The 22,976-nt window shown below is 58.7% G+C and carries 21 protein-coding genes; 3 read left to right on the plus strand and 18 right to left on the minus strand.

Annotated features, from left to right (window positions below):
• Positions 1-62 precede the first annotated feature (62 nt).
• On the plus strand, positions 63-1,016 hold the full coding sequence (locus tag GG681_RS16250) for a glucokinase (RefSeq protein ID WP_153549096.1): 954 nt from the start codon (positions 63-65) through the stop codon (positions 1,014-1,016).
• Here the strand turns inward: GG681_RS16250 and GG681_RS16255 are convergent.
• The 4 genes from GG681_RS16255 to gcvT all read right to left on the minus strand — a co-directional run bounded on the left by GG681_RS16255 (position 1,013) and on the right by gcvT (position 6,569).
• Complete coding sequence (locus GG681_RS16255) at positions 1,013-1,927, minus strand: LysR family transcriptional regulator (protein ID WP_153549097.1); 915 nt, start codon at positions 1,925-1,927, stop codon at positions 1,013-1,015. The two genes, GG681_RS16250 and GG681_RS16255, sit on opposite strands and share 4 nt — an antisense overlap.
• A gap of 180 nt (positions 1,928-2,107) precedes the next feature.
• Positions 2,108-4,948, minus strand: coding sequence for an aminomethyl-transferring glycine dehydrogenase (gene gcvP, locus GG681_RS16260; protein WP_153549098.1), 2,841 nt, complete (start codon positions 4,946-4,948; stop codon positions 2,108-2,110).
• Between the two features lie 119 nt (positions 4,949-5,067).
• Positions 5,068-5,433: a glycine cleavage system protein GcvH gene (gcvH, locus tag GG681_RS16265; protein WP_153549099.1), complete on the minus strand. Its 366-nt coding sequence runs from the start codon at positions 5,431-5,433 to the stop codon at positions 5,068-5,070.
• A 41-nt stretch (positions 5,434-5,474) separates the two neighbouring features.
• Complete coding sequence (gene gcvT / locus GG681_RS16270; protein ID WP_153549100.1) at positions 5,475-6,569, minus strand: glycine cleavage system aminomethyltransferase GcvT; 1,095 nt, start codon at positions 6,567-6,569, stop codon at positions 5,475-5,477.
• A gap of 327 nt (positions 6,570-6,896) precedes the next feature.
• On the opposite strand from gcvT, the gene GG681_RS16275 reads away from it, so the two are divergent.
• Positions 6,897-7,850, plus strand: coding sequence for an asparaginase domain-containing protein (locus GG681_RS16275; RefSeq protein ID WP_153549101.1), 954 nt, complete (start codon positions 6,897-6,899; stop codon positions 7,848-7,850).
• Here the strand turns inward: GG681_RS16275 and GG681_RS16280 are convergent.
• From GG681_RS16280 to GG681_RS16325, 10 genes are all read right to left on the minus strand, one after another.
• On the minus strand, positions 7,834-8,730 hold the full coding sequence (locus GG681_RS16280; RefSeq protein WP_153549102.1) for an energy transducer TonB family protein: 897 nt from the start codon (positions 8,728-8,730) through the stop codon (positions 7,834-7,836). The two genes, GG681_RS16275 and GG681_RS16280, sit on opposite strands and share 17 nt — an antisense overlap.
• On the minus strand, positions 8,727-9,155 hold the full coding sequence (locus GG681_RS16285; protein WP_235900035.1) for an ExbD/TolR family protein: 429 nt from the start codon (positions 9,153-9,155) through the stop codon (positions 8,727-8,729). The genes GG681_RS16280 and GG681_RS16285 overlap by 4 nt, the downstream gene beginning before the upstream one ends.
• Positions 9,152-9,538, minus strand: coding sequence for an ExbD/TolR family protein (locus GG681_RS16290; protein ID WP_153549103.1), 387 nt, complete (start codon positions 9,536-9,538; stop codon positions 9,152-9,154). The genes GG681_RS16285 and GG681_RS16290 overlap by 4 nt, the downstream gene beginning before the upstream one ends.
• Complete coding sequence (locus tag GG681_RS16295) at positions 9,522-10,115, minus strand: MotA/TolQ/ExbB proton channel family protein (RefSeq protein ID WP_153549104.1); 594 nt, start codon at positions 10,113-10,115, stop codon at positions 9,522-9,524. Before GG681_RS16295 ends, GG681_RS16290 begins: the two co-directional genes overlap by 17 nt.
• Positions 10,112-10,510 carry a hypothetical protein gene (locus GG681_RS16300; RefSeq protein ID WP_153549105.1) on the minus strand — a complete coding sequence of 133 codons (399 nt, stop codon included), beginning with the start codon at positions 10,508-10,510 and terminating at the stop codon, positions 10,112-10,114. The genes GG681_RS16295 and GG681_RS16300 overlap by 4 nt, the downstream gene beginning before the upstream one ends.
• 69 nt (positions 10,511-10,579) lie before the next feature.
• Entirely contained in the window at positions 10,580-11,377 is a 798-nt protein-coding gene (locus GG681_RS16305; RefSeq protein WP_153549106.1) for a heme ABC transporter ATP-binding protein, read from the minus strand.
• A 1-nt stretch (position 11,378) separates the two neighbouring features.
• Positions 11,379-12,467: a FecCD family ABC transporter permease gene (locus tag GG681_RS16310; protein ID WP_153549107.1), complete on the minus strand. Its 1,089-nt coding sequence runs from the start codon at positions 12,465-12,467 to the stop codon at positions 11,379-11,381.
• A 12-nt stretch (positions 12,468-12,479) separates the two neighbouring features.
• Positions 12,480-13,340 carry a heme/hemin ABC transporter substrate-binding protein gene (locus tag GG681_RS16315; protein WP_153549108.1) on the minus strand — a complete coding sequence of 287 codons (861 nt, stop codon included), beginning with the start codon at positions 13,338-13,340 and terminating at the stop codon, positions 12,480-12,482.
• A gap of 165 nt (positions 13,341-13,505) precedes the next feature.
• Positions 13,506-15,563 carry a TonB-dependent receptor domain-containing protein gene (locus GG681_RS16320; RefSeq protein WP_153549109.1) on the minus strand — a complete coding sequence of 686 codons (2,058 nt, stop codon included), beginning with the start codon at positions 15,561-15,563 and terminating at the stop codon, positions 13,506-13,508.
• A 164-nt stretch (positions 15,564-15,727) separates the two neighbouring features.
• A complete protein-coding gene (locus GG681_RS16325) occupies positions 15,728-16,366 on the minus strand; it encodes a MotA/TolQ/ExbB proton channel family protein (protein ID WP_153549110.1) in 639 nt (212 codons plus the stop codon).
• A 148-nt stretch (positions 16,367-16,514) separates the two neighbouring features.
• Between GG681_RS16325 and GG681_RS16330 the strand changes: the two genes are divergently transcribed.
• Positions 16,515-17,564, plus strand: a complete 1,050-nt coding sequence (locus tag GG681_RS16330; protein WP_153549111.1) for a hemin-degrading factor — start codon at positions 16,515-16,517, stop codon at positions 17,562-17,564.
• A gap of 45 nt (positions 17,565-17,609) precedes the next feature.
• On the opposite strand, the gene speB is transcribed toward GG681_RS16330, so the two are convergent.
• The 4 genes from speB to speA all read right to left on the minus strand — a co-directional run bounded on the left by speB (position 17,610) and on the right by speA (position 22,966).
• A complete protein-coding gene (speB, locus tag GG681_RS16335; RefSeq protein WP_153549112.1) occupies positions 17,610-18,473 on the minus strand; it encodes an agmatinase in 864 nt (287 codons plus the stop codon).
• On the minus strand, positions 18,470-19,642 hold the full coding sequence (locus tag GG681_RS16340) for a carboxynorspermidine decarboxylase (protein WP_153549113.1): 1,173 nt from the start codon (positions 19,640-19,642) through the stop codon (positions 18,470-18,472). The genes speB and GG681_RS16340 overlap by 4 nt, the downstream gene beginning before the upstream one ends.
• A gap of 143 nt (positions 19,643-19,785) precedes the next feature.
• Positions 19,786-20,997, minus strand: coding sequence for a saccharopine dehydrogenase family protein (locus GG681_RS16345; RefSeq protein WP_153549114.1), 1,212 nt, complete (start codon positions 20,995-20,997; stop codon positions 19,786-19,788).
• A 43-nt stretch (positions 20,998-21,040) separates the two neighbouring features.
• A complete protein-coding gene (gene speA, locus GG681_RS16350) occupies positions 21,041-22,966 on the minus strand; it encodes a biosynthetic arginine decarboxylase (RefSeq protein WP_328593424.1) in 1,926 nt (641 codons plus the stop codon).
• Positions 22,967-22,976: the final 10 nt, after the last annotated feature.

A 22,976-nucleotide genomic window follows, 5' to 3' on the forward strand; every position in this document is an offset into this window, starting at 1 on the left:
TTATTTGGCCCGCGTTTCGCCCTAGGGTCCGCCGCGAGAAGCGTGGCGGGAGAGCTAGGACAATGTGGCATCTGATTGCTGATGTGGGCGGCACAAATATGCGTTTGGCAGCGCTGTCGGAAACGGGAGAGATCCTGCGCAGCCAGACCTTGCACAGCAGTGGCGATATTGAGCTGGAGCGGGCCTGTGCCCAGTTTGCAGCGGGCGAAGGCTCAGCGCCGGGGGATGTGGTGCTGGCCGCAGCGGGTGTGGTTGAACAGGGCCGGGTGACGCTGACCAATGCGCGCCAAAGCGCCAGTGAACAGGGGCTGGCGGCAGCTACTGGTGCCGAAAGCGCCACGATTTTGAACGATTTTGAAGCAGCGGCCTGGTCGTTGGCGACCGTGACCACGGCAGATGTGACCCGGCTACAGGGACCGGATGAGGTGCCAGCGGGCACCCGTGTGATCATTGGGCCGGGCACCGGGCTGGGGGTTGGCGCGCTGGTGGTAAAGGGCGACCATGAGATGGTTGCACCGGGCGAGGGCGGCCATATTGCCATTGGCCCACGCCGGGCAGAGCTGGTTGCGGTGTTTCAGGCGCTGGTTGCGATCTGGCCCGAGGTCGCGATGTCGGATCTGACGGTTGAGGCCGAGGCGCTGCTGTCTGGCACCGGCATTCCCTATTTTTATCGGGCGCTGGCACGGGCCAAGTGCGCGGCTGAACTGGAACTTGACGCCGCTGAGGTGTTTCAGCGGGTGGACAGCGATCCGGTTGCGGCTGAGCTGGTGGAGATGTTTGGCGAATATCTGGGCGCGGTTGCCGGTGATGTTGCCACGCTGTTTAAGGCGGAGGGCGGCGTGTTTGTCACTGGCGGCGTGGTGCAGAAAAACCCTGGCCTGCTGGGCGCGGCCTTTTTGCGCGGTTTTGGCGATGGCGGGCGCTATAATGAGCTGCGCTCACGCATTCCGCTCTATCGTTATGAGGTTCAGGAATTTGGCCTGATTGGCGCGCGCAACTATGCGCTGCGCGCTTAAACCGTAACGGGGGTTTGGCTTTCGGGGCAGGGGGATGTGGCGCGATGGCGCGCATCCGCCACCTCGCGGAAGCGTTGTACCGGGGCCGTGTCGCGCAGGGCCTGCTGACAGATCAGATAGTGGTTCAGCGTCAGCCCGGCTATGGGCACAAAGCGGATGCCGGGCTCTTCGGCGCATTCGGGTTCCAGCGCCACGGCAAAGCCGCCGCCCTGACGCACCATCGCGGTGGTAGATCCCCAGGAGTTGAAGCGCAGACCACGGATGATTTTGGTGCCGCTGGTGTCGGCGGCGCGATCAAACAGATGCTGTAGCCCTGAGCCTTTGGCGCGTTGCACCAGCGAGATGCCTTCCAGCTGGCCCCAATGCAGTTCATCCTGCTTTGCCAGCGGGTGATCCATCGGCAGCGCAAGGCCAACGCGGGTGGCGTAAAGATGCGTCGCATCAAAATCCTTGGGCGCGTCGGGGGCGGCGACAAAGGCCACGTTCAAGGTGCCATCGCGCAGCTGTTGAAACAGGTTTTCGGCCACGCCGCTGCTGGCGTTGACATCGAGATCGGGGTAGTTGCGGACAAAATCTGCAATCACCGGCATTGCGATCTGATAGGTGCAATAGCCAATGCGAAACCGGCCGGTCATCAGATTGCTGCCATGCATCAAATGCTGGGATATGGTATCAGATAGCGCTAACACTGTCTTGATGTGTCCGCTGACTTCGGTGAGCTGTTTGGTTGGGGTAATCGCGCTGCCGCCGCGATCCAGCAGACGGCAATCAAACTGGCGTTCCAGCGTATAGATAAGGCTTGAAACTGTTGGTTGGGAGACCCCGAGCTCTTTGGCTGCAAGGGTGAAACTGCCGTGGCGGGCAACGGCTTCGAGCGCCTGAAGCTGTTTAAAACTGACTTTGGCTTTCATAAAAGACGATCCGGTAAAATAGAACTTATGATTATCAATTTCTAAATTTTATCGGAGAACCGCCGTTAAGGCGAAACAATTTCTGGCGCTGTGACGCAAAAAGTGTCCGCGCTGTTCGGCCGGGACAGAAACACGCCCCGACCGATTGTTTTGGCTTGGAAAAATCAGCCTAAGGCTGAATTATTCGTCCTCGTATTCATCCATTGATGGGCAAGTGCACACGAGGTTGCGGTCGCCATAAGCATTGTCGACGCGGTTCACCGGGGGCCAGTATTTATCAACACCCAGCGCGCCGGGAGGGAAACAGGCTTCTTCGCGGGAATAGGGGCGTTCCCAGTCTCCGACCAGATCGCGCACCGTGTGGGGCGCGTGTTTCAGCGGGTTGTTTTCCGCATCCATTTTGCCATCAATCACCGCCTGTGCCTCGGCGCGGATCGAAAGCATCGCGTCGATAAAGCGGTCAAGCTCTGCTTTGGGTTCTGATTCTGTTGGCTCAACCATCAAAGTGCCCGCAACCGGCCAGGACATGGTGGGCGCGTGAAAGCCCGAATCCACCAGACGTTTGGCCACATCATCCACGGTGATGCCGCCTGCATCATTCAGCGGGCGCGTATCGAGGATACATTCATGCGCCACCAGACCTTTGGTGGAGGTATAAAGGATCGGATAGGCGTCGTTCAGGCGTTTGGCGATGTAGTTGGCGTTGAGGATCGCCACTTTGGTGGCTTGGGTCAGGCCATCACCGCCCATGAGCAGCACATAGGCCCATGAGACTGGCAGGATTGAGGGGGATCCAAACGGTGCCGCCGAGACCGGGCCCACCGCATCATCATGTTCCGGGTGGCCGGGCAGATGCGGTGTCAGGTGGGATTTCACCCCAATCGGACCCATGCCGGGGCCGCCGCCGCCATGCGGGATGCAGAAGGTTTTGTGCAGGTTCAGGTGGCTGACGTCACCGCCAATGTCACCGGGGCGCGACAGGCCCACCATTGCATTCATATTGGCGCCGTCGATATAGACCTGACCGCCAAATTCATGGGTGATGTCGCAGACTTCCTGCACGGTTTCTTCAAACACGCCGTGGGTCGAAGGGTAGGTGATCATACAGGCGGCAAGTTTATCGGCGTGTTTTTCCGCCTTGGCGCGGAAATCTTCGACGTCGATATTGCCGTCGTCATCTGCCTTAACTGGCACAACCTTATAGCCAACCATCTGCGCGGTGGCCGGGTTGGTGCCGTGCGCAGAGGTGGGAATGAGACAGACGGAACGATCCATATCCCCGCGCGATTCATGGTAGTTGCGGATGGTCATCAGCCCTGCGTATTCGCCCTGCGCGCCAGAGTTTGGCTGCATTGAAATCGCATCATAGCCGGTGATCACGCAGAGCTTTTCGCTCAGGTCTGAGATCATCTCATAGTAGCCCGTCGCCTGATCTTTGGGCACAAACGGGTGCAGATCGGCAAATTCGGACCAGGTGACCGGGATCATTTCAATGGTGGCGTTGAGCTTCATGGTGCACGATCCCAGCGGGATCATCGCACGATCGAGCGCCAGATCGCGGTCGGCAAGACGGCGCATATAGCGGGTCATCTCGGCCTCGGCGCGGTTGCGCTGGAAAGTCGGATGGGTGAGGTATTCCGAGGTGCGCAGATGTGCATCCGGTAGGCGGTAGGCTTGATCGCGGGTGGCTTTGCGATCAATGCCAAAGGCGCGCCAGACGGCTTCAATCGTGTCAAAGCGGGTCATTTCATCCACGGAAATGCCAACTTTGGTGTCGCCGACTTTGCGCAGGTTGATGCCCTCGGCCACAGCGGCCTGCATCACGGTGCGCTGCAGTGCGCCAACTTCAACGGTGATGGTGTCAAAAAAGACCTTGGGTTCAACGGCGAACCCATGCTCTTCGAGCCCATTGGCAAGACGCGCGGCGCGGCGGTGTACGGTTTGGGCGATTGCCTTGATGCCATCGGGGCCGTGATAAACCGCATACATCGAGGCCATAACCGCCAGCAGGGCCTGGGCGGTACAGACGTTGGAGTTGGCTTTTTCGCGGCGGATGTGCTGTTCGCGGGTCTGCAGTGCCAGACGATAGGCCTGATTGCCCTGCGCATCCACCGACACACCAATGATGCGGCCCGGCATGGCGCGTTTGAACGCGTCGCGGGTTGCCATATAGGCGGCGTGCGGGCCACCAAAGCCCATGGGCACACCAAAACGCTGGGTGGAGCCAACCGCAATATCGGCACCCATTTCGCCCGGTGATTTCAACAGGGCCAGTGCCAGCGGATCTGCAATCACCACGCCAAGCGCTTTGTGCGCATGCAGCGCGTCCATTTCAGCAGTGAAATCGCGCACATGTCCATAAGTGCCCGGATACTGGAAGATCGCGCCAAAGACGGCGCTGGCTTCTAATGTATCCGGGCTGCCCACGACCACTTCGATCCCCAACGGTTTGGCGCGGGTCTTAATAACGGCGATGTTTTGTGGGTGACAGTTTTCATCCACAAAGAAGGTATTGGATTTGGATTTCGCTGAGCGTTTCGCCATGGTCATCGCTTCCGCGGCAGCGGTGGATTCATCCAAGAGCGAGGCGTTTGCGATATCCAAACCGGTGAGGTCGGAAACCATGGTCTGATAGTTCAGCAGCGCTTCAAGACGGCCCTGTGAGATTTCCGGCTGATAGGGCGTATAGGCGGTGTACCAGGCCGGGTTCTCCAGAATGTTGCGCAGGATTGGCGCGGGTGTGGCGGTGCCGTAATAGCCCTGACCAATCAGCGAGGTCAGCACGGTGTTTTTATCGGCAACCTCGCGCATGTGATGCAGCGCGTCGCGTTCCGACAGCGCGCGGCCCCAGTCCAGCGCCTCTTTCTGGCGGATGCTTTCGGGCACGGTGGCGTCGATCAGCTCATCCAGGGTTTTATAGCCAATGACCTTGAGCATATCGGCCATTTCCTGAGGTGAGGGGCCAATGTGGCGACGGTTGGCAAAATCATAGGCTTCGTAATCGGTGAGTTTGAACGCCATCTGGGTGCTCCGGTCATTGAGGGCAGCGCAGGCCGAAAGCGAGGGAGCCTCCGGCGGGAGTATTTATGAAAAGGTGAAAGGGGCGGCGCGCGCCCCGATCCAAGGTTCGACCAGCTGGTTTAGCCGATGAATTCTTTATATGCGTCGAGGTCCATCAGCTCATCGAGCTGGGCGGTATCTGACAGTTTGATCTTGTAGATCCAGGCGTCGCCTTCGGGGTGCTCATTGAGCGATCCGGGATTGTCGGCGAGGGTTTCGTTTGCCTCAACCACTTCGCCATCAACCGGGGCGTAAACCTCGGAGGCGGCTTTGACGCTTTCGATCACGCCGATGTCGTCGCCCTGGGCAAACTCATCTTCGGGTTCTTTCAGCTCTATAAACACGATGTCGCCAAGCTGGTCAGCCGCGTGTTGGGTGATGCCGATGGTGGCGATGTCACCTTCTACGGTGAGCCATTCGTGTTCTTCGGAATAATAGGTTGTCATGGGGCGCTCCTTGCGAAATTGGGGCAGAGAGAATTGCGGGGTTAGCGTTTGTAGTTTTGCTGAACAAAGGGCAGCGCTACAACCTTTGCGGGTTGAGCTTTGCCGCGAATGATCAGGTTGACCTCGGTGCCGGGGGTGATGTGGCTGCTTGTGACATAGCCAAGCGCCACCGGGCCGCCCACGGTGGGGCCAAAGCCGCCCGAGGTGATTTGGCCGAGGGGGTCGCCCTCTTGGGATTGGATTTCAACACCTTGGCGCGCGGGGGCGCGGCCTGCGGGTTTGATCCCAACCAGCTTGCGCGCCGGGCCATTTGCGATTTCGTTCTGGATGCGCGCGGCACCGGGGAAGCCGCCAGTCTCGCTGCGTTTTTTCTGGATCGACCAGATCAGCCCAGCCTCAATCGGGGAGGTGTCGGGTGAGATGTCATTGCCATAAAGACACAGGCCCGCCTCAAGGCGCAGGGAATCGCGGGCCCCGAGGCCTGCAGGCGCACAGTCTTCATGGGCGAGCAGGGCGCGGGTGATTTCCACGGCTTTGTCATTGGGGATGGAGATTTCATAGCCATCTTCGCCGGTGTAGCCCAGACGGGAGATGCGCACCGGCACCTCCAGCAGCGTGGCGGTGATGGTTTCCATGAATTTCAGATCAGCGGCGGCGGGACAAAGCGGGGCAAGCACGGTTTCGGCCTTGGGGCCCTGCAGTGCGATCAGCGCGTGATCATTGATTTCGGTGAGTTCAACACCGTCAAGCGCGGCCATCAGCGGGATGTCTTGATCGCGCATCGAGGCGTTTACCACAACAAACAGGTGATCACCCGCGTTTGAAACAATCAGATCGTCCAGAATGCCGCCAGTTTCGTTGGTGAACTGGGTGTAGCGCGCCTTGCCTTCAGCCAGAGTGGTCAGCGCGGCGGGCACCAGGGTTTCCAGCGCGGCGGCCGGGTTTTCGCCCCGCAGCACCACCTGACCCATATGCGACACATCAAACAGCGCGGCCTTGTCACGGCATTGTGCATGTTCGGCCATGATCCCAGCGGGGTATTGTACCGGCATCGACCAGCCCGCGAAATCGACCATTTTGGCCCCAAGGTCCACATGCAGATCATAAAGCGGTGTTTTACGGGCGGCGTCTGTCATCTCGTGGCCTTTGCTGTGATTGAACAAATATGGGCACTGCGTCAGGAAAACGACGGATATGCTTTGTTTCCTATAGGAAACTTCTCCCTGATTAGCAACATATAAGTCTGATAATCGCTAGGGACGCGGTGAGATCCGAGGGCCAATTTCAACGGGCGTTGAGAATTTTTCCCTTTATAACAGGATTTTGCGGGAGAAAAAGCACGTAATCTATCAGCGTGATTGCATCATAAAATTTAGCTATTACGGGGGGATAAGGCGAATGTCTTGACGGGGGGATGCGGCGCAGGCAATGGATGTAGAGGCGTTTGCACAGGAGAAAACCCCATGACGATTTGTGTGATTCACACGGGCGGCACCATTGGATGCGCAGCAACACCAACCGGGTTTGCCCTGTGTGATGGGCTGGTGGAAACCGCATTGGCCGAGCTTGCGCAGTCGGGCAATGTGCAGCCGGGCTATGAGATGGTGCTGGCGGATCCGTTGATTGACAGTTCACAGGCGCGGGTGGCGGATTGGAACTGGATCGCCGGTGAGATTGCCAGCCGACATGACAGTTTTGATGGGTTTGTGGTGATCCACGGCACCGATTCCATGGCCTTTAGTGCGGCGGCGCTGGCTTTTGCGCTGGAGGGGCTGGAGAAACCGGTGGTTTTGACCGGCTCGATGGTGCCGTTGAGCGTGGAAGTGAATGATGGCCGGGGCAATCTGGTAGCAGCAATGGCCGCAGCCCAGAGCGCGACGCCGGGTGTCTGGTTGCAGTTTGCGGGCCAGCTGTTGCCGGGCACGCGGGTGCAAAAACGCCATTCTACCGCCTGGGATGCATTTGGTGCGGATCGTCAGGATGTGGCTCCGCGCGCGGCGGCAGATCGGTTTCAGTGCCACAGCTACGCGGCCAAACGTATTGCCGTTATGACGATGACCCCCGGTTTTGATCCGCAGTTGCTGGTGGATCTGAATGCGGACGCGGTGATCCTGCGCTGTCTTGGCACTGGTAATGTGCCGGGGGACGCTGAATTTGTGGCGGCGTTGCAGGGGTTGAAAGCGCGCAATATGCCAACGCTTGTGATCAGCCAATGTCTGGAAGGTGGCATTGTCATGGGCACCTATAGCGCGGCGCTGCCGCTGGTGCAGGCGGATGTGATTGACGGCCGGGATCTGACGCTGGAGGCGGGTTACGCCAAACTAATGATGGCGCTGTCGCGGTTTGAAACCGATGCGGTGGCACTGCGCGCCTATATGACTGCAGCGCTTGCCGGTGAAATCAGCCCCTTACCTTAACCTTGATCACATAGCTGAGCGCGCGCCCGTTGGGGGTTGCGCCAAAGGGGCCTGCGCCTTTGACCATTTGCAGGGCAGCGCGATCAACACGGGATTTTCCGGAGCTGCGGGCAATGCTGACGCCGCCGACCGCGCCGGAAGGGGAAATGCTGACGCTGATATAGGCTGTTCCGCGATCGCCGGCGCTGCGGTGGCGCGCACGGGCTACTTTGCGCAGCACCTTGGTTTTATAAGATGACAACGCGCCATTGCCGACTTTGGCGGCGGCGGTTTTTTTGGCACCGCTGCCTGCGCCGTGTTTGTCTTCTTGGCCGGTGATTTTGTTGCCTTTGCGCGCATTGACCTTGGTGTTGCCATGGGCCGGTTTGGGCTGGGCTTTTGGTTTCTTGCGCGCGGTGGTGGTGGTTTTGGGCTTTGCTTGGGGGGCGGGTTCAAGCTTGGCCTGGATGATGGTTTGGGTTTTTGCAGCCTCTAGCGTTTGAACCGTTGGTGTGCTGCTGAGCAGAACCGGGCGGGTTACGGCGGCGTTCAGGGCTGTTGCGGTCAACGCCTGCGCCTTGTGGCTGGACAGGATTTCATCTGCCGCATCAACGGTTGATAGGCTGTAATCTGACGTTGCAGCGCCGGCGGCCTGCTGTGGGGCGATGGGTTCTAGAGGGGGCAGCGCGTCGGATGCGGCCGGTGGGAGGATCTGATCGGGGGTCGCCGTCATTACGCCGTTGATCAGATCGGCAAAACTGGTGCCAAGCGCGGCGTCGCCTGCAACTGCGCCACCATCAAGCCCGGTGGGCTCTGCGCTCCAATTAATTGCGCCAAGACCGGCATGGGCCATGGACGACACAACAAAGGCTGTGGGGATGATCCAGGTTTTATATCTCATTTCAGGGCCTGTTCGGTGACAATGAAAATGGCGTCTGCACCGGCGCTGCGCAAAGCGCGGGCGGTGGTCATCAAATCAAGTGCAGCGCTGCGGCGATCTGGCAGCAGGCGCAGGTTGAGCGGCGCATCCTGTGCCGTGTGATTGGCCTGTTCTGCGCGCAGGGTTGAAACCACATCTTTGGGGGTGGATTTTACGCCGCGAAACATCAGTGTGGCGTCTTCCATCAGGATCAACGCATCCGGCGGTGGCACCAGTTTGGGGTCATCGGTTTCAACAAGCCTCAGCTCAGTTTCCAGCGGGCGCGACAGCTGCGCCGCCACCAGAAAGAAGATCAGCATCAAAAACACGATATTGATCAGCGGCAGGGTGGGTTCACCCTTTTGGCCCGGCATTAGACCCGCCTGTTTGCGGCGCAGAACACTCATTGCACCACCGTCACTTTTAGGTCGGGGAGGGCGCGGGCCTGATGCAGCAGTTGCACCAGTGTTTCCGAGCTGGCCTCTTTCAGCACGCTGATCACCAGATGGGCGTCGGCCTCGCCACGTTGTTCGGCAATGGCGTCGCGTGCGTTGGCGGTTTTGATCGGGGTGCCGTTGAGACTAATGCCATCTGCGGTGAGGCGCAGCAGGATGATCTGGGCCTTGCTGTCAGGCGCCGCCGTTTGTGTGCCCGCGCCGCCCAATGAAAGTTTGACCTCGCCAAAGCGCGAAAAGGTCGACGACAGCATGAAAAACAGCAGCAGCAGGAAGATGACATCAATCAAAGATGTCATCGACAGGGTGGCGCGGCGTTTACGCGGGCTGCGCATTGGGCACCGCGCGGCCGCGTTGTTCAAACGCGTTGGGGGTCAGAAGCTCTTCGACCGCATCAACGGCCATACGGCGGTGGGCCTCGAGACGGCCCTCAAACCAGTTGAGCAAGAGCGATGCGGGCATTGCCACCACCAGCCCGGCAGCGGTGGTCATCAGCGCCACCCAGATGCCGCCCGCCAGCAGCGAAGGATCAGCAGAGCTGCCTGCTTCTTGCAGGGTGCGGAAGGCGTCGATCATGCCCAAAACGGTGCCAAACAGACCCAAAAGCGGGGCAATCTGTGCGGTGACATCCAGCATGCGCAACCCGCAGCCCACGCGGCCAAAGCCCGCATCAAGGCGGGCATAGAGCCGTTCGCGCAGCTCAGCCGGGGCGTGGCTGCCGGGCCGTATATCGCGCAACGCGGCATGGACAAAGCCGCGCCGGGTGCCGCTGCCGATGCCTTCGGTCTGAAACACAACAATTTTCCACAACACGATGGTCAGCGCGACAATCGACATGCAGATCAGGATCATCACCACCGGCCCGCCAAGATCCACAAGGCCGCGCAGGTGGTCAAACAGCTGTGCAATCATCCCAGAACCTCGATCTCATTCACGCGGGAGAGCCCTGTGAGGCCGCTGTCGCAGCCCGCACCGGCGCAGCTGTCAACGCCGTTGAACAGCACCCGACCGATGGAGCTGCAGTTGGTTTCGGGGATGTCGAACTGGCGCACCCGCAATTTGCCTGCGGGCAGGTCGCGAAAATCAAACAGGGTCAGCAACTGAACAGCGCCTGTGGTGTCAAACAGCACGGTTTCGACCACCAGCTGATCTATCGAGGCCGTGGCATGGCCGGTAAAGACCATGCGGCAGGCGCTGCCAGCCTGTGACACCGCGTTGAGTTCCAGCGTGGTGGGCGCGGTTTCTGCCATCAGGCTGGTGGTCATGCAGCACAGCATTGCCATGCCTGCGGGAAGGGATTTCCACATCGTCTGTGTCCTACTTGAGCGTCGGCTGGCCGGGCGGGTGCCATGGCTTGCGTGGGGTATGGTGTGAATTTAATGGGCGGCTGCTGCTTGCGGCAGGATCCAGGGAATGCCCTCGGGGGCGGGTTGGTTGATCGTGATGCGACATTCATAGGCGTCGCTGAGCGCGGCATTGGTCAGCACATGCGCAGGGGTGCCAGCCGCTCGCACCTTGCCTGCGCGCATCAGGGTGATTTTCTGGGCAAACATGGCGGTGAGGTTGAGATCATGCATCACCGCAATGACACCCCCGCCGGCGGCGGCAAAATCGCGGGCGATCTGCATGACCTGGAGCTGATGGCCAATATCAAGCGCTGAAACCGGTTCATCGAGAAACAGCCAGCGCGGTTGCCCGTTCAGCACCGGCTGCCAGACCTGCGCCAGAACCCGCGCCAGCTGCACGCGTTGTTTTTCCCCGCCTGAGAGTTCCTGATAAAACCGCGCTTCAAAGCCAGCAAGACCAACCCGTGCCAGCGCCTGATGGGGCAGATCCGCGGTTTGATCCGGCGCATTGGTGGCAAGACCTGCGGTGAGGCCAAGGCTGACCACTTCGAGCACGTTGAACGGAAACGCCAAAGCAGTGGCCTGAGGTAGAACGGCGCGGTGTTGCGCCAGCTGCACCGGCGTTTCGGTGGTGATGTCCTGACCGTTCAATGCGACACTGCCACCATAGGTGATTTCGCCAGTCATGGCGCGCAAAAGCGTGGTTTTGCCACAGCCGTTGGGGCCCACAATGGCGGTCACTTCGCCGGGTTGTGCGGTGAAATCCACCCCATGCAGGATCTGGCTGCGACCAATAGAGACGATGATATCTTGGGCAATCAGGCTCATGTCAGAGGTCCACCAGAGAACGGTTGCGCAACAGGATCCACAGGAAGAACGGCCCGCCCATCACAGCGGTGATAATGCCAATCGGCAGTTCGGCGGGGGCAATCACCGTGCGCGAAATCGCATCCGCCACCAGCAAGATAACCGCGCCAAGCAGGGCGGAATTGACCAAGAGCCCGCGGTGATCGGGCCCCTGCACCAGACGCAGCAGATGCGGCACCACAATGCCGATGAAACCAATGCCGCCGGTCACAGCAACGGACGCGCCAACGCTGCCTGCGACGGTCACAATGGCGATGCGTTTCATCCGTTGCACATTGATGCCCAGATGGCTGGCGGCATTCTCGCCCAAAGCCAGCGCATTTAGCGAGCGGGCCAGAAACGGTGCCACCACAAGCGTCAGGATAATCAGCGGCCCTGCGGTGAAAAACTTGGGCCAGGTGGCGCCGGCAAGCGATCCCATGCCCCAAAACGTCAGATCGCGCAGCTGATCATCGGTGGCGTAATAGACAATAATACCGGTGAGCGCACTGGTGAGTGCGCCAAGGGCGATACCAGCCAGCAGCATGGTTGCAACCGAGGTGCGTCCATTGCGGGTTGCCACCTTATAAAGCGCGATGGTGGTGATCCAGCCGCCAAAAAACGCTGCGAGTGGCACCAGATAAAACCCAACCAATTCCTGCACGGCCAGCGGCAGCAGGCCACCCAGCACAATGGCTGCAACCGCGCCAAATCCGGCACCGGCGCTGACGCCGATCAGGCCGGGATCTGCCAGTGGGTTGCGAAACAGCCCCTGCATCACCGCGCCAGAAACCGCAAGCGCGGCCCCAACAACCACCCCGGTAAACATGCGCGGCATGCGAATGTCCCAGACAATAATCTGGTCGCGCAGTGACGCCTCAGCGAGACCAACGCGGGATAGCAACGCGCCAATGACATCACTGTCACTGGCCGCACCCCAACCGAGCGACATCAGCGCGGTCAGGCACAGCAGCAAGATCAAAACAAAGCGTACCCGCCGCACCAGCGGTGCGCGATCGCCGCTGCGTGGTGTCTGGCGAGTGGTGTTAGAAATGTCTGCTGCGCTGGTCATGGATCTGTCCGATCAACCTTTGGAGCCATAGATCTGTTCAAACAGCGCCAGGCCAAATTCAGCGGTGCGTGGGCCAAAGCCAAGCGCCGCGCCGGGCACGGTTTCAAATCGTTTGTTGCGTCCTGCGGGGGTCAGTTTGATGGCGGGCAGCGCCAGCACTTCGTCTTTGCGGCTGGCGTGGTTGCCCCGGCCATCCATCATGATGATCAGATCGGGGGCGGCGTTGATGATGGCTTCGGCATCCACCAGTTTGTAGCCACTGTAGGCGCCACCCATCACGTTTTCACCACCTGCGAGTTCAATGATGCCATGAGCACCAGTGTCGCGGCCGGCTGCATTGATGCGGCCACCGTCGAGCGATAGAATAAACAGCACCCGCTGTTTTTCATCGATCGCATCCACATGTGTTTGCAGCGATTGCAGATCGTTTTGGACCTGTTCGGCCAGCGCATGGGCCTTGTCGTCGACGCCCAGGGCAGCACCCACGGTTTCAATCGACTGGATCACAGAATCTGGCGAAAACCCATCATGGGTGAACACAACCGGAACCGAGGCGGCTTTGAGCTGATCAAGCGCTTCTGGCGGGCCAGAGGTGTCGCGGGCAATGATCAGATCGGGGCCAACCGACAGCACCCCTTCGGCAGAGAGGCGACGCATGTAGCCCACATCGGGCAGTTTGCTGGCCTCAGCCGGGAACACGGATGTGGTGTCACGCGCCACCAGGCGGCTTTGTTCGCCAAGGGCATAGATGATCTCGGTGACTGGGCCGCCGACGCTGACAATGGCTTTGGCCTCGGGGTGGCTTTGCGCCCAAAGCGCAGAGGATGCAGCGATGCCAAACAGGAAGGATGCAACAGAAAACAGTCGGGTCATGGCACGTCCTTTTGGGGGTTCCAGCCTGGGATGTCGTGGTGCTGCGGCTGCGGCTTGGGGCGACGTCATGATGGCGTGCACCTAGACCCGCAGAAGCAACGTGTGTTTCGAGTTGGAATTGGGGCCATATTACAGGCGGCCCCAATCGGGTGTATTGGATCGCGCTTAGAAGGTTTTTGCGATCGAGAAGACGAAGTTCCGGCCTGTACCGTTGCGGCTACTGCCAAAGCGGCGGAATTCGCGATCCGTTGCGTTTTCGACGGAGGCGCGCCATTCGGTGCCTTTCAGCACGCCCTGGTTGGGTTTGTAGCTCATGCTGAGATCCACCAACGTGTAAGACTCGCTTGGGCCCCGTGCGCCAGATGTCTGATTGGTGCGGTCGTGGGAGAACGCATGGCTGACTTCGATATTGGCATCCAGCTGATTGTCGAAGAAGCGTTTACCCAGGGTCAGCTGAACCGCATCGGCGGGCGTGTGATCAAAGAAGTCACCTTTGGCAAATGAGCTGCCCGTGGTGATTTCTGTGATCTCGCCACGGGTGCGGCCCGCATTGAAATCAACGTAGAAATCAGGGTGCGCGTAAGACAGTTCCAGCTCCAGACCATCCAGATCAATGCTGTCAATGCCACTGTAGGTGGTGCCATTGCGAATATCGGTTTGGAAATAGGTCAGTTTACCTTTCAGCGTATCGTTCGAGGTAAAGACATCCAGACCATCATATGAAACGCCCACTTCGACGGTCTCTGCACGCTCGGACTGGGTGATGAAAGAGGTGCCCAGATCATCAAGCGGTGGCAGGTTTTCATTATAGGCCCAGGTGCCGAATGCCGCCCAGCTGTCAGTGAAATCATATTTCACGCTCAGCGCGCCGGTCAGGGCGCTCTTGTCGAATTCAACATCGTTTGCATCAACATAGGGGGCGCCAAACGCGCTTGCGACCGGGTTGTTTTTCCCTTCGAGCGTCTGGGTTTCATAGCGCAGCTGTGGTGTCACGGTCAGGCTGTTGTTCACCTCAATTTCATCAACGATATAGACTGCGATGGATTTATCGGTGCCACCCAGCGAAGAAGAGTCGTTCAGACCGCCATCGGTTGCCGAGGTGCGATCGCGTTTGGAATATTCAACACCGGTGGTCAGATTGTGGTTGGTGCTGCCCAGCGAGAAACGCGCCAGGTTGTCGATCCGCAGGGAGCGGGTTTCGGTGAGGTGGTTGGCTTCGAGCAGGGTAAAGCCAAGCGGGCCAAAGGGATTGTCGCGCGGGGTCAGTTCAATCTCTTCGTTTTTGCGCTGCAGGCGGAAGGTCAGATTGACGAGATCATTGTCAACCGGATCATAGGCCAGTTCAACATAGGAGGTCTGGTCTTCGGTGTAGCGATCAACCGTACCAAAACCAGATGGAACGCCGCTGAACGCATTGTAGTCGGTGTCAAACTGCGGCACTTCGTTATGGCTGTGCGCAAAGGTCAGTTTGAGATCATCGCTAAAGCGATAGCTGCCTTTGATCAGATGTGAACGCTGCGAAAAGTCAGTGTTGTTCAGCGTGTTGTTGCCGCCATCTTCGCGCGCATCAATGTCGCGGCGACCCAAAAAGCCCAACAGTTCAAAGTTTTCAACCGGACGGAATGCCAGGATGCCGGTGAAAAGGTTGCCGTCACCGTTGCTTTCATAACCGGCCTTGCCGCGGAATGCGAAGGTGTCGCCCTCTTCGAGGAAATCGCTGGCGTTTTTGGTCTCCAGCTCAATGCTGCCGCCAATGGCACCGCTGGAATAGCGGAACCCGTTTGATGGGCCACGGGTGACGCGGATCTTGCGATAGAGCTCGGGCTCGAGCGCCAATGAGCCACCGTTGCGATAGATTTCTTCGGCACCGCTGGCGACGCCATCCACAACAACGGCGATCTTGCCATCGGTGCCATATGTTCCGGCCTGGTTGCCCAGACCACGGATTGAAATACCTGCTCCCTGCGGGGTGCTGCCGTTCAACAGGTTTACGTTGGGGATGGTGTCGAGCAGCTCAGCCACGGTGCCGGGCTGGCGGTCTTCGATTTCATCTTGTGTGATAATGGTTTCGGAGGCAGCAACATCGGTCTGGACCCCACGGCGGCTTTCACCCAGGGTCACGGTTCCGATAAATTCGCCGTCTGCGGCGGAGAGATTTTCCTGCGCCATAACCGGCAGCGCAGACACGCTTGCCAGCAACGCAGCCAAAGTGGCTTTGTGCATCTTCTTCCCTAGAAATTGTGGTGTGCGACCGTCTGCTGCGACGGCGAGAATTTGCTAGCGAAGAGCGTGCTATTGTCTTGGGGCGGCTAAATAAGTAATCTGATAATAATTGTCAAGAATACTTAACCATTTTCTGGATTTGAAATTCCAAGCCAGATTGCCGTTTAGGAATTTTGCCGCTTCTGGGGGGACGCATGGTAGGGTGTGGTCAAAGCTGACCACAGAGTTGCGGCCAACACCCGTTCGGTTTTTATCTGTGATCGCAGCCAGGTCACGATCAACGCCGTGGGCAGTGCGATCATAAGACCCAGCGCAAGCGGCAAGAGCGCCGCCCAGAGATCACCAACAAGAAGCTGTAGATTGAGGCCCACGCTTTGGGCGCGCAGGCTTGTGATCAGGCCCCAAAGCGTGCCCAAAAGACCCAGCGCGGGTGACAGTTTTGCCAGGCGATCCAGGGCGCCAATGCCGCTTTCCAGATGCATGAACCGCACTTCTGCCTCATCTTCGAGCCGCCGCCGCAGCATAGGGCCAGGGTGGTGCAATTGTTCGAGCGCCTGGACGACGATGGGGGCGAGATAGCTGCCGGTTCCTTTAAGCAGTTTTTGACAGCCGCTTGGGTTGCCCTGATCAAAGGCCGCCGCAGCCAGTTGCAGCTTTTGGTGCTGGCCAACGCCTGCGTGTTTGAAATGGCGCAGTTTGGTGAGCACAATCGCCAGTGCCGCCGCAGCAAAGCCTGTGAGGCATAGAATAGAAATTCCACCCATTCTGAAAAAATCGCTCAGTGCGGTAAAGAATACATCCATGTGAAAGGCCTGATTGCAGCTAATCTGGCTTGCAGGGGGTAAGTATTCTGACTATTATTGTCAACAAAATATACCGCCCTCCAAACCCATGTCCAAGTGTGCTCGGCTGGAGGTCGCACCACAATCCCAAAATACCAAGAGGCACGTCATGTCAAAAGACAGGGGTCTTACACCTGAACACATTCGCGCTCTCCGTTTGGAGAAGCCTAAGCAGAGAGACCGGGATTTTGCCCAGGTTCACGGCATCAGCGAGGCGGAGCTGGTCGCCGCTTATGTGGGCCATGGGGTGACGCCGGTTGTCGCTGATCTTGATCAGCTGATGGAAGCGGCGATGCAGCTGGGGGAGGTGATGGCGCTGACGCGTAACCAATCCTGCGTGCATGAAAAGGTTGGTCAATATGGCAACTATCGCCGCGGCCCCCATGCGGGGATGATCTTTAACGGCGATATTGATCTGCGGTTTTTCCCATCACATTGGAAACATGCGTTTTTTGTCGAGCGCGAGATGGGCGACAGCCTGCGCCGCTCGATCCAGGTGTTTGATGCGGCCGGGGATGCGGTGCATAAAATCTTTTTGCGCGATGAGGCGTTCATCCCGGCCTGGGATGCGGCCAAGGCCCGCTTGGCGCTGCCAAATCCCAGCGATGTGTTGGAGGTTGGCGCGCGCAAACCAACGCAGGGGCCCAAGGTGGATCTCAACAAGGTGGACGAGCTGCGAAGCGCATGGTCGCGCATGACAGATACCCACCAGTTCATGCGCATCACATCGGACCTAAAGATCAACCGTCTTGGGGCCTATCACATGGCGGGTGCGCCATTCGCGCGCCGCCTTGTGGTGGATGCGCTGGATCAGGCATTGCAGGGCGCGCAGGCGCAAGGCATTGAAATCATGGTGTTTACCGGCAATATGGGCTGTATCCAGATCCATTCCGGCCCGATCGAGACGCTGCAATCCATGGGGCCGTGGCAGAATGTGATGGATCCACGTTTCAACCTGCATCTGCGATTGGACCATATTGCAGAAGTATGGGCGGTGGATAAATCCTCGGTGGATGGGCCTGCGATTTCGGTCGAAGCCTTTGATGCAGAAGGCATGCTGATCTGTCAGCTGTTTGGAGTTGGCGGAAAAAACAGCCATCGCCCGGCGTGGAATACATTGGTGGAAGGCCTGCAGCCGCTTGAAGCGGTTGACGCCTGAGCGCGCATCAAAATGGCTGCCCGCGTGGGCAGCCATAATATTGTATCAGGCCAGTTCGGCCATACCCATCAGCGCATAGGTAATCTGCGCGGTGGTGAAATCAGAGACACGGCTGTCTTCGCCTTCGGGGGCGAGTTCCACCACATCACAGCCCACCAGCCGCCGACCTTTCAGCGCGTGGGCCACCAGATCAAGCGCCTGATAATAGCCAAGGCCACCGGGCACCGGCGTGCCAGTTGCGGGCAGGATGGAGGGATCAAGCCCATCCACATCAAAGCTCACGTAGATATCGCGCGGGAAATCTTCGGGCAGATCGATTGCCGAAAGCCCCTTGGTCACCAGTTCGCGGGCATCCACGGCAAAGACCTTGCAGGCAGCGCGGCGGTCTACTTCTTCCTGGCTCATGGCGCGCACGCCAAACTGGGCGATGCGGATATTATCTTCTTCTGCCAACAGCTGCATGACGGATGCATGGGAATGGCGTTCGCCCTGATAGGCTTTGCGCAGGTCGGCATGGGCGTCGATCTGCACAATGCCAACCGGGCGGTTCAACCCGCGTACAACCCCGCGCACCGCACCATATGAGAGCGCATGTTCGCCCCCCAGCGTGACAGGAATTGCCCCGGCTTTGACCGCATCTGCGGTGCGGGCGGCGATGCGCTCCATCACTTCGGGCAGTGAACCTGTGCAATCCACCGCAGCCTGGGTGACAATGCCCTGCGCGCAGGGTTCCGCACCATCCCACAGGCGTTCAAGTTCGACGCTGGCTTCAAGGATTGCCGCAGGCCCGCCCTTGGTGCCGGAACCATAAGACACGGTGCGTTCCAATGGCACCGGGATCACCCGGAAGCGGGCGGTGGAGGCGTCGCGCTCTTGTGGGGAGAGCTCCCCTTGCAGGAAATAGGTCATGACAAACGGTCCAGAAAATCACTGTATTTGGGTTCACGCAGCAGTTTGAGCGCGTCGGTGTCTGAGTTCCACAGCGCAATCGCGGGCAGGGGCACGCCGTTGAACGTGTTGGTTTTCACCATGGAATAATGGGACTGATCAAGGAAGGCGAAGCGATCACCGGGTTTGGGTGGCGTCGGAAAGGCATAATCGCCAATCACATCCCCCGCCAGGCACGAAGGCCCACCCAGGCGGTGTTTCTCGTCGCTGTCGATTTCACCCAGAAGATCAGGGCGATAGGGGGCTTCTAATACGTCGGGCATATGGCAGGTGGCGGAAATATCGGTAATTGCCAGCGGCATGTGGTTTTGGGCCACATCAAGGATTTCACCCACCAGAATGCCGGAATGGAGCGCGCAGGCCTCACCGGGTTCGATAAACACCTCAACATCGTGGGTTTCGCGGATCTGGCGGATCAGTGCAATCAATCCATCGCGGTCATAATCGGGCTGGGTGATATGGTGGCCACCGCCCAGATTGATCCATTTCAGCCGTGGCAGCAGGTCTTTGATCTTGGGTTCAAGCGCGGCCCATGTGCGCGCCAAGGGTTCAAACCCCTGTTCGCACAGCGTGTGCATGTGAAGACCTTCGACGCCGTCCCAATCACTGGGCTGCATCTGGGAAATCAAGGTGCCAAGGCGCGAACAGGGCGCGGTGGGATCGTATTTCTCGTTCCAGCCCTCAGAGTGTTCGGGGTTGATGCGAATGCCGATGGAGATCTGTTCGCCGTTTTGGCGGGCGGTTTCGATCAGCGGCGTAAACCGGCGATGTTGCGCTGGAGAGTTAAAGATCAGGTGATCCGACAGCTGGATGATCTCAGGCAGGTCAGATGCTTTGAAGCCAGCGGAATAGGTGGTGACTTCGCCGCCGAATTTCTGCCGCCCCAATCGCGCCTCGTAAAGCCCAGAGGCACAGGTGCCGGAGAGGTATTTTTGCACCAAGGGCGCCAGCGCAAACATGGAAAACGCCTTGAGCGCCAGCAGCACATTGGCGCCGGAACGGTCAGCCACGTCGTGCAGGATGCTGAGATTGCGCTCCACCGCGACCTCATCCACCACAAAACAGGGCGAGGGCACGCGGTTGAGGTCAAATGTGGCGAAGCTTTTGGTGGAGAGCGCTTTGATGTCCATGGGTGTTTTAGATCCAAGTCCCCAGTTTATGCACGAGCGCTGAGCGGCTGCCCGGGCGGGAGCGGAACGCGCCCGCCGTGGGGCGGGCAGGCGCGTGCCAGTCGCATGCGCGACCGGCGATTTGTGTCACGATGCTGAACTGATCAGAACTCAGGATGACCGTCGAGTTCCACAACCTGCCAGGGCAGGCCGTCGCTGTTGAGCATGTCCATAAATGCATCCGGGTCCAGCTGTTCGGTGTTCCACACACCCGGTTCCTGCCAGATCCCTTTCATCACCATTGCCGCGCCGATCATGGCAGGCACACCGGTGGTATAGGCCACCGCCTGGCTGCCAACCTCGGCGTAGCACTCTTCGTGATCGCAGATGTTGTAGATGTAATAGGTCTTTTCATCATCGCCATCTTTGGCCGGGCCGGTGATGATGTCGCCGATGCAGGTTTTGCCTTTGGTCAGCTCACCCAGATCGCTGGGATCGGGCAGCACGGTTTTCAGGAATTGCAGCGGGATGATTTCAACACCCTCGTGCATCACTGGTTCAATCCCGGTCATGCCGATGTTTTGCAGCACAGTGACGTGGTTGATGTAGGCATCACCAAAGGTCATCCAGAAGCGGGCGCGCTCAATCTCGGGGAAGTGGGTCGACAGCGACTCCAGCTCCTCGTGATACATCAGGTACATGTTCTTCTTGCCCACTTCGGGGAAGTCGAATTCATATTTCTGCGTCATCGCCGGGCTTTCGACCCAGTTACCCGCTTCCCAGTGGCGCGCCGGTGCGGTCACTTCGCGGATGTTGATTTCCGGGTTGAAATTGGTGGCAAAGGCTTTGCCATTGTCGCCGCCGTTGCAATCCAGAATATCGATCAGGCGGATGCCCGAGAGTTTATGCTTGCGCACCCAGGTTGCCATGATCGAGGTCACACCCGGATCAAAGCCAGAGCCCAGAATGGCGGTCAGACCTGCCGCCTTGAAGCGTTCCTGATAGGCCCATTGCCAGCTGTATTCAAACTTGGCCTCATCTTCGGGCTCATAGTTTGCGGTGTCGAGATAGTGAATACCTGCTTCCAGGCACGCATCCATCAGCACCAGATCCTGATAGGGCAGCGCGAGGTTGACCAGCAGCTCTGCGCCGGTTTCCTTGATCAACGCAACCGTGTCGGCCACGTTCATCGCATCAAGCTGAGCCGTGCGGATGGTGACGCCCGTGCGTTCCTTGACGTTTTTGGCAATGTCTTCGCATTTGGAGACTGTACGGCTTGCCAGGGTGATCTCTTTGAAGATCTCCGCATGCATTGCCATTTTGGTCACCGCGACGGAACCAACCCCACCTGCGCCAACAACCAGAACCTTTTCCATTTATCCCATCCTCATCTTAGGGGCAGAATCGCGCAATTGCGGCTTAGTCAAAATAAGTATGACCCGCCAGCGCATCTTTGTAAGCCGCAATCATCATACGGCGTTCTTTTGTATTGAGCTGACCCGCGGCCAGCGCCCGTTCCACGCTTTTGCGGAAGGCATCGAGGCAGTCGCGCGGATCATATTCCACATAAGACATGACCTCGGAAATACTGTCAGCCTCGGTCTCATGCTCGATGTTAAAGCCACCCTGACCATCCAGCGAGATCGTCACCACATTGGCATCCCCAAACAGATTGTGCAGATCGCCTAGGGTTTCCTGATAGGCGCCAACAAAGAAGACGCCGATATGATAGGGATCCTCATCGCTGAGATCGTGAACAGGCAGGGCATCAGCAGTGCCATCGGCCAGAATGAACTTGTCGATCTTGCCATCACTGTCGCAGGTGATGTCGCTGAAAATCGCCTGGCGCGTGGGTTCTTCGTTCAGGCGTTGCAGCGGGACAATCGGGTGCAGCTGATCGATGGCCCAGACATCCGGCAGTGACTGAAACAGCGAGAAGTTGCCGTAATAGTAATCCACAAAGGAGCCAAGCTGCGCTGCCGCATCACCGCTGATGTCGCGGCCACGGGCGGCCGATTTGAACTTGGCGGTCAGGTAGAGAAAGCCTTTTTCGGCCCGTGCCAGCTCTGCCAGGCCAATCTGGCCACGGCGGAACAGCGCCCGCAGTTCATCGCGGTAATAGATCGCGTCGTTCAGCGCCTCTTGAAAGCGGGAGCCGTCGATATAGCTTTCGACCGCCATAAGATCATGCAGCAGGTGGTTGTCGTCTTCATGGGTTTCGGGCTTTTCCGCGCTGTCATAAAGCGTGGCCCCCAGCACGTTGAAGACAAAGATCGAGGAATGCGCCACCACAAAGCGGCCGCTTTCGGTGACAATGGTGGGATGCGGCAGCGCGGCTTCATCCATTGCATAGCGGATGGTCTCCACCACATTGGTGCAATATTCCTCAACCGTGTAGTTGACGGAGTTTTCCTCTGAGCAGCGTTCGCCGGTGTAATCGACGCCAAGACCACCACCAAGATCGAGATGGGTCAGCGGTGCGCCCATTTTGGTGAGTTCGACAAAGAAGCGGCAGGCTTCGGCGGCGGCGCGGCGGATGTCAATGATATCGGGCACCTGACTGCCCAGATGGCTGTGTTGCAGCACCAGACAGTCGAGAAATTCAGCCTCGCGCATACGGTCAATCAGGGTCACCAGCTCATGCGCACCAAGCCCAAAGGTGGAGCGATCCCCCGAGCTTTCCTGCCATTTGCCGGTCACACGTTCGGTCAGCTTGACGCGCACACCCAGCATGGGGCGGATGCCCAGCTCAGTGGAAACCTTATGGATGACGTCAAATTCATCCAGGCTTTCAATGACAATAACGGTTTTCTGGCCCAGCTTGCGCGAAAGCGTCGCCAGCCGCACAAAGCTTTCGTCCTTGGAGCCATTACAGATCAGCAGCGATTCAGGTGAACGCGGCTGCGACAGGGCAATCAGCAGCTCGGGCTTGGACCCGGCTTCAAGCCCGTAATGCAGTGGCGCGCCGGTTTGCATCAAATGGCTGATCACCTCGGCCTGCTGGTTCACCTTGATCGGGAACACACCACGATAGGTGCCGCGGTAGCCGGTGGATTTGAACGCCGATTGAAATGCCGTATGCAGGTGATGCAGCGCCTCATCCAGAAAGTGATGTACGCGGAGCAGAACGGGCGCAGAGATGCCACGCTCTGACAGGGCTTTGATCACCTTGGGCAAAGAGGTTGGCGCGCCATTGTCAGGCGCGCTCAGCGTCACTTCGCCCTGCGGGTTCACCCCCAAAAGGCCCTCACCCCAGCGATCCAGCCCATAAAGCGCGCTGTGATTGTCTGGCTGCGCAGCATCACCGTTGGAACCAGCAGCTGAGTTAGAATGTTGATGAGGCACGTGCGTATCC

The organism is Tritonibacter aquimaris, assembly GCF_009617595.1.
GTDB classification, from domain to species: Bacteria; Pseudomonadota; Alphaproteobacteria; order Rhodobacterales; family Rhodobacteraceae; genus Epibacterium; species Epibacterium aquimaris.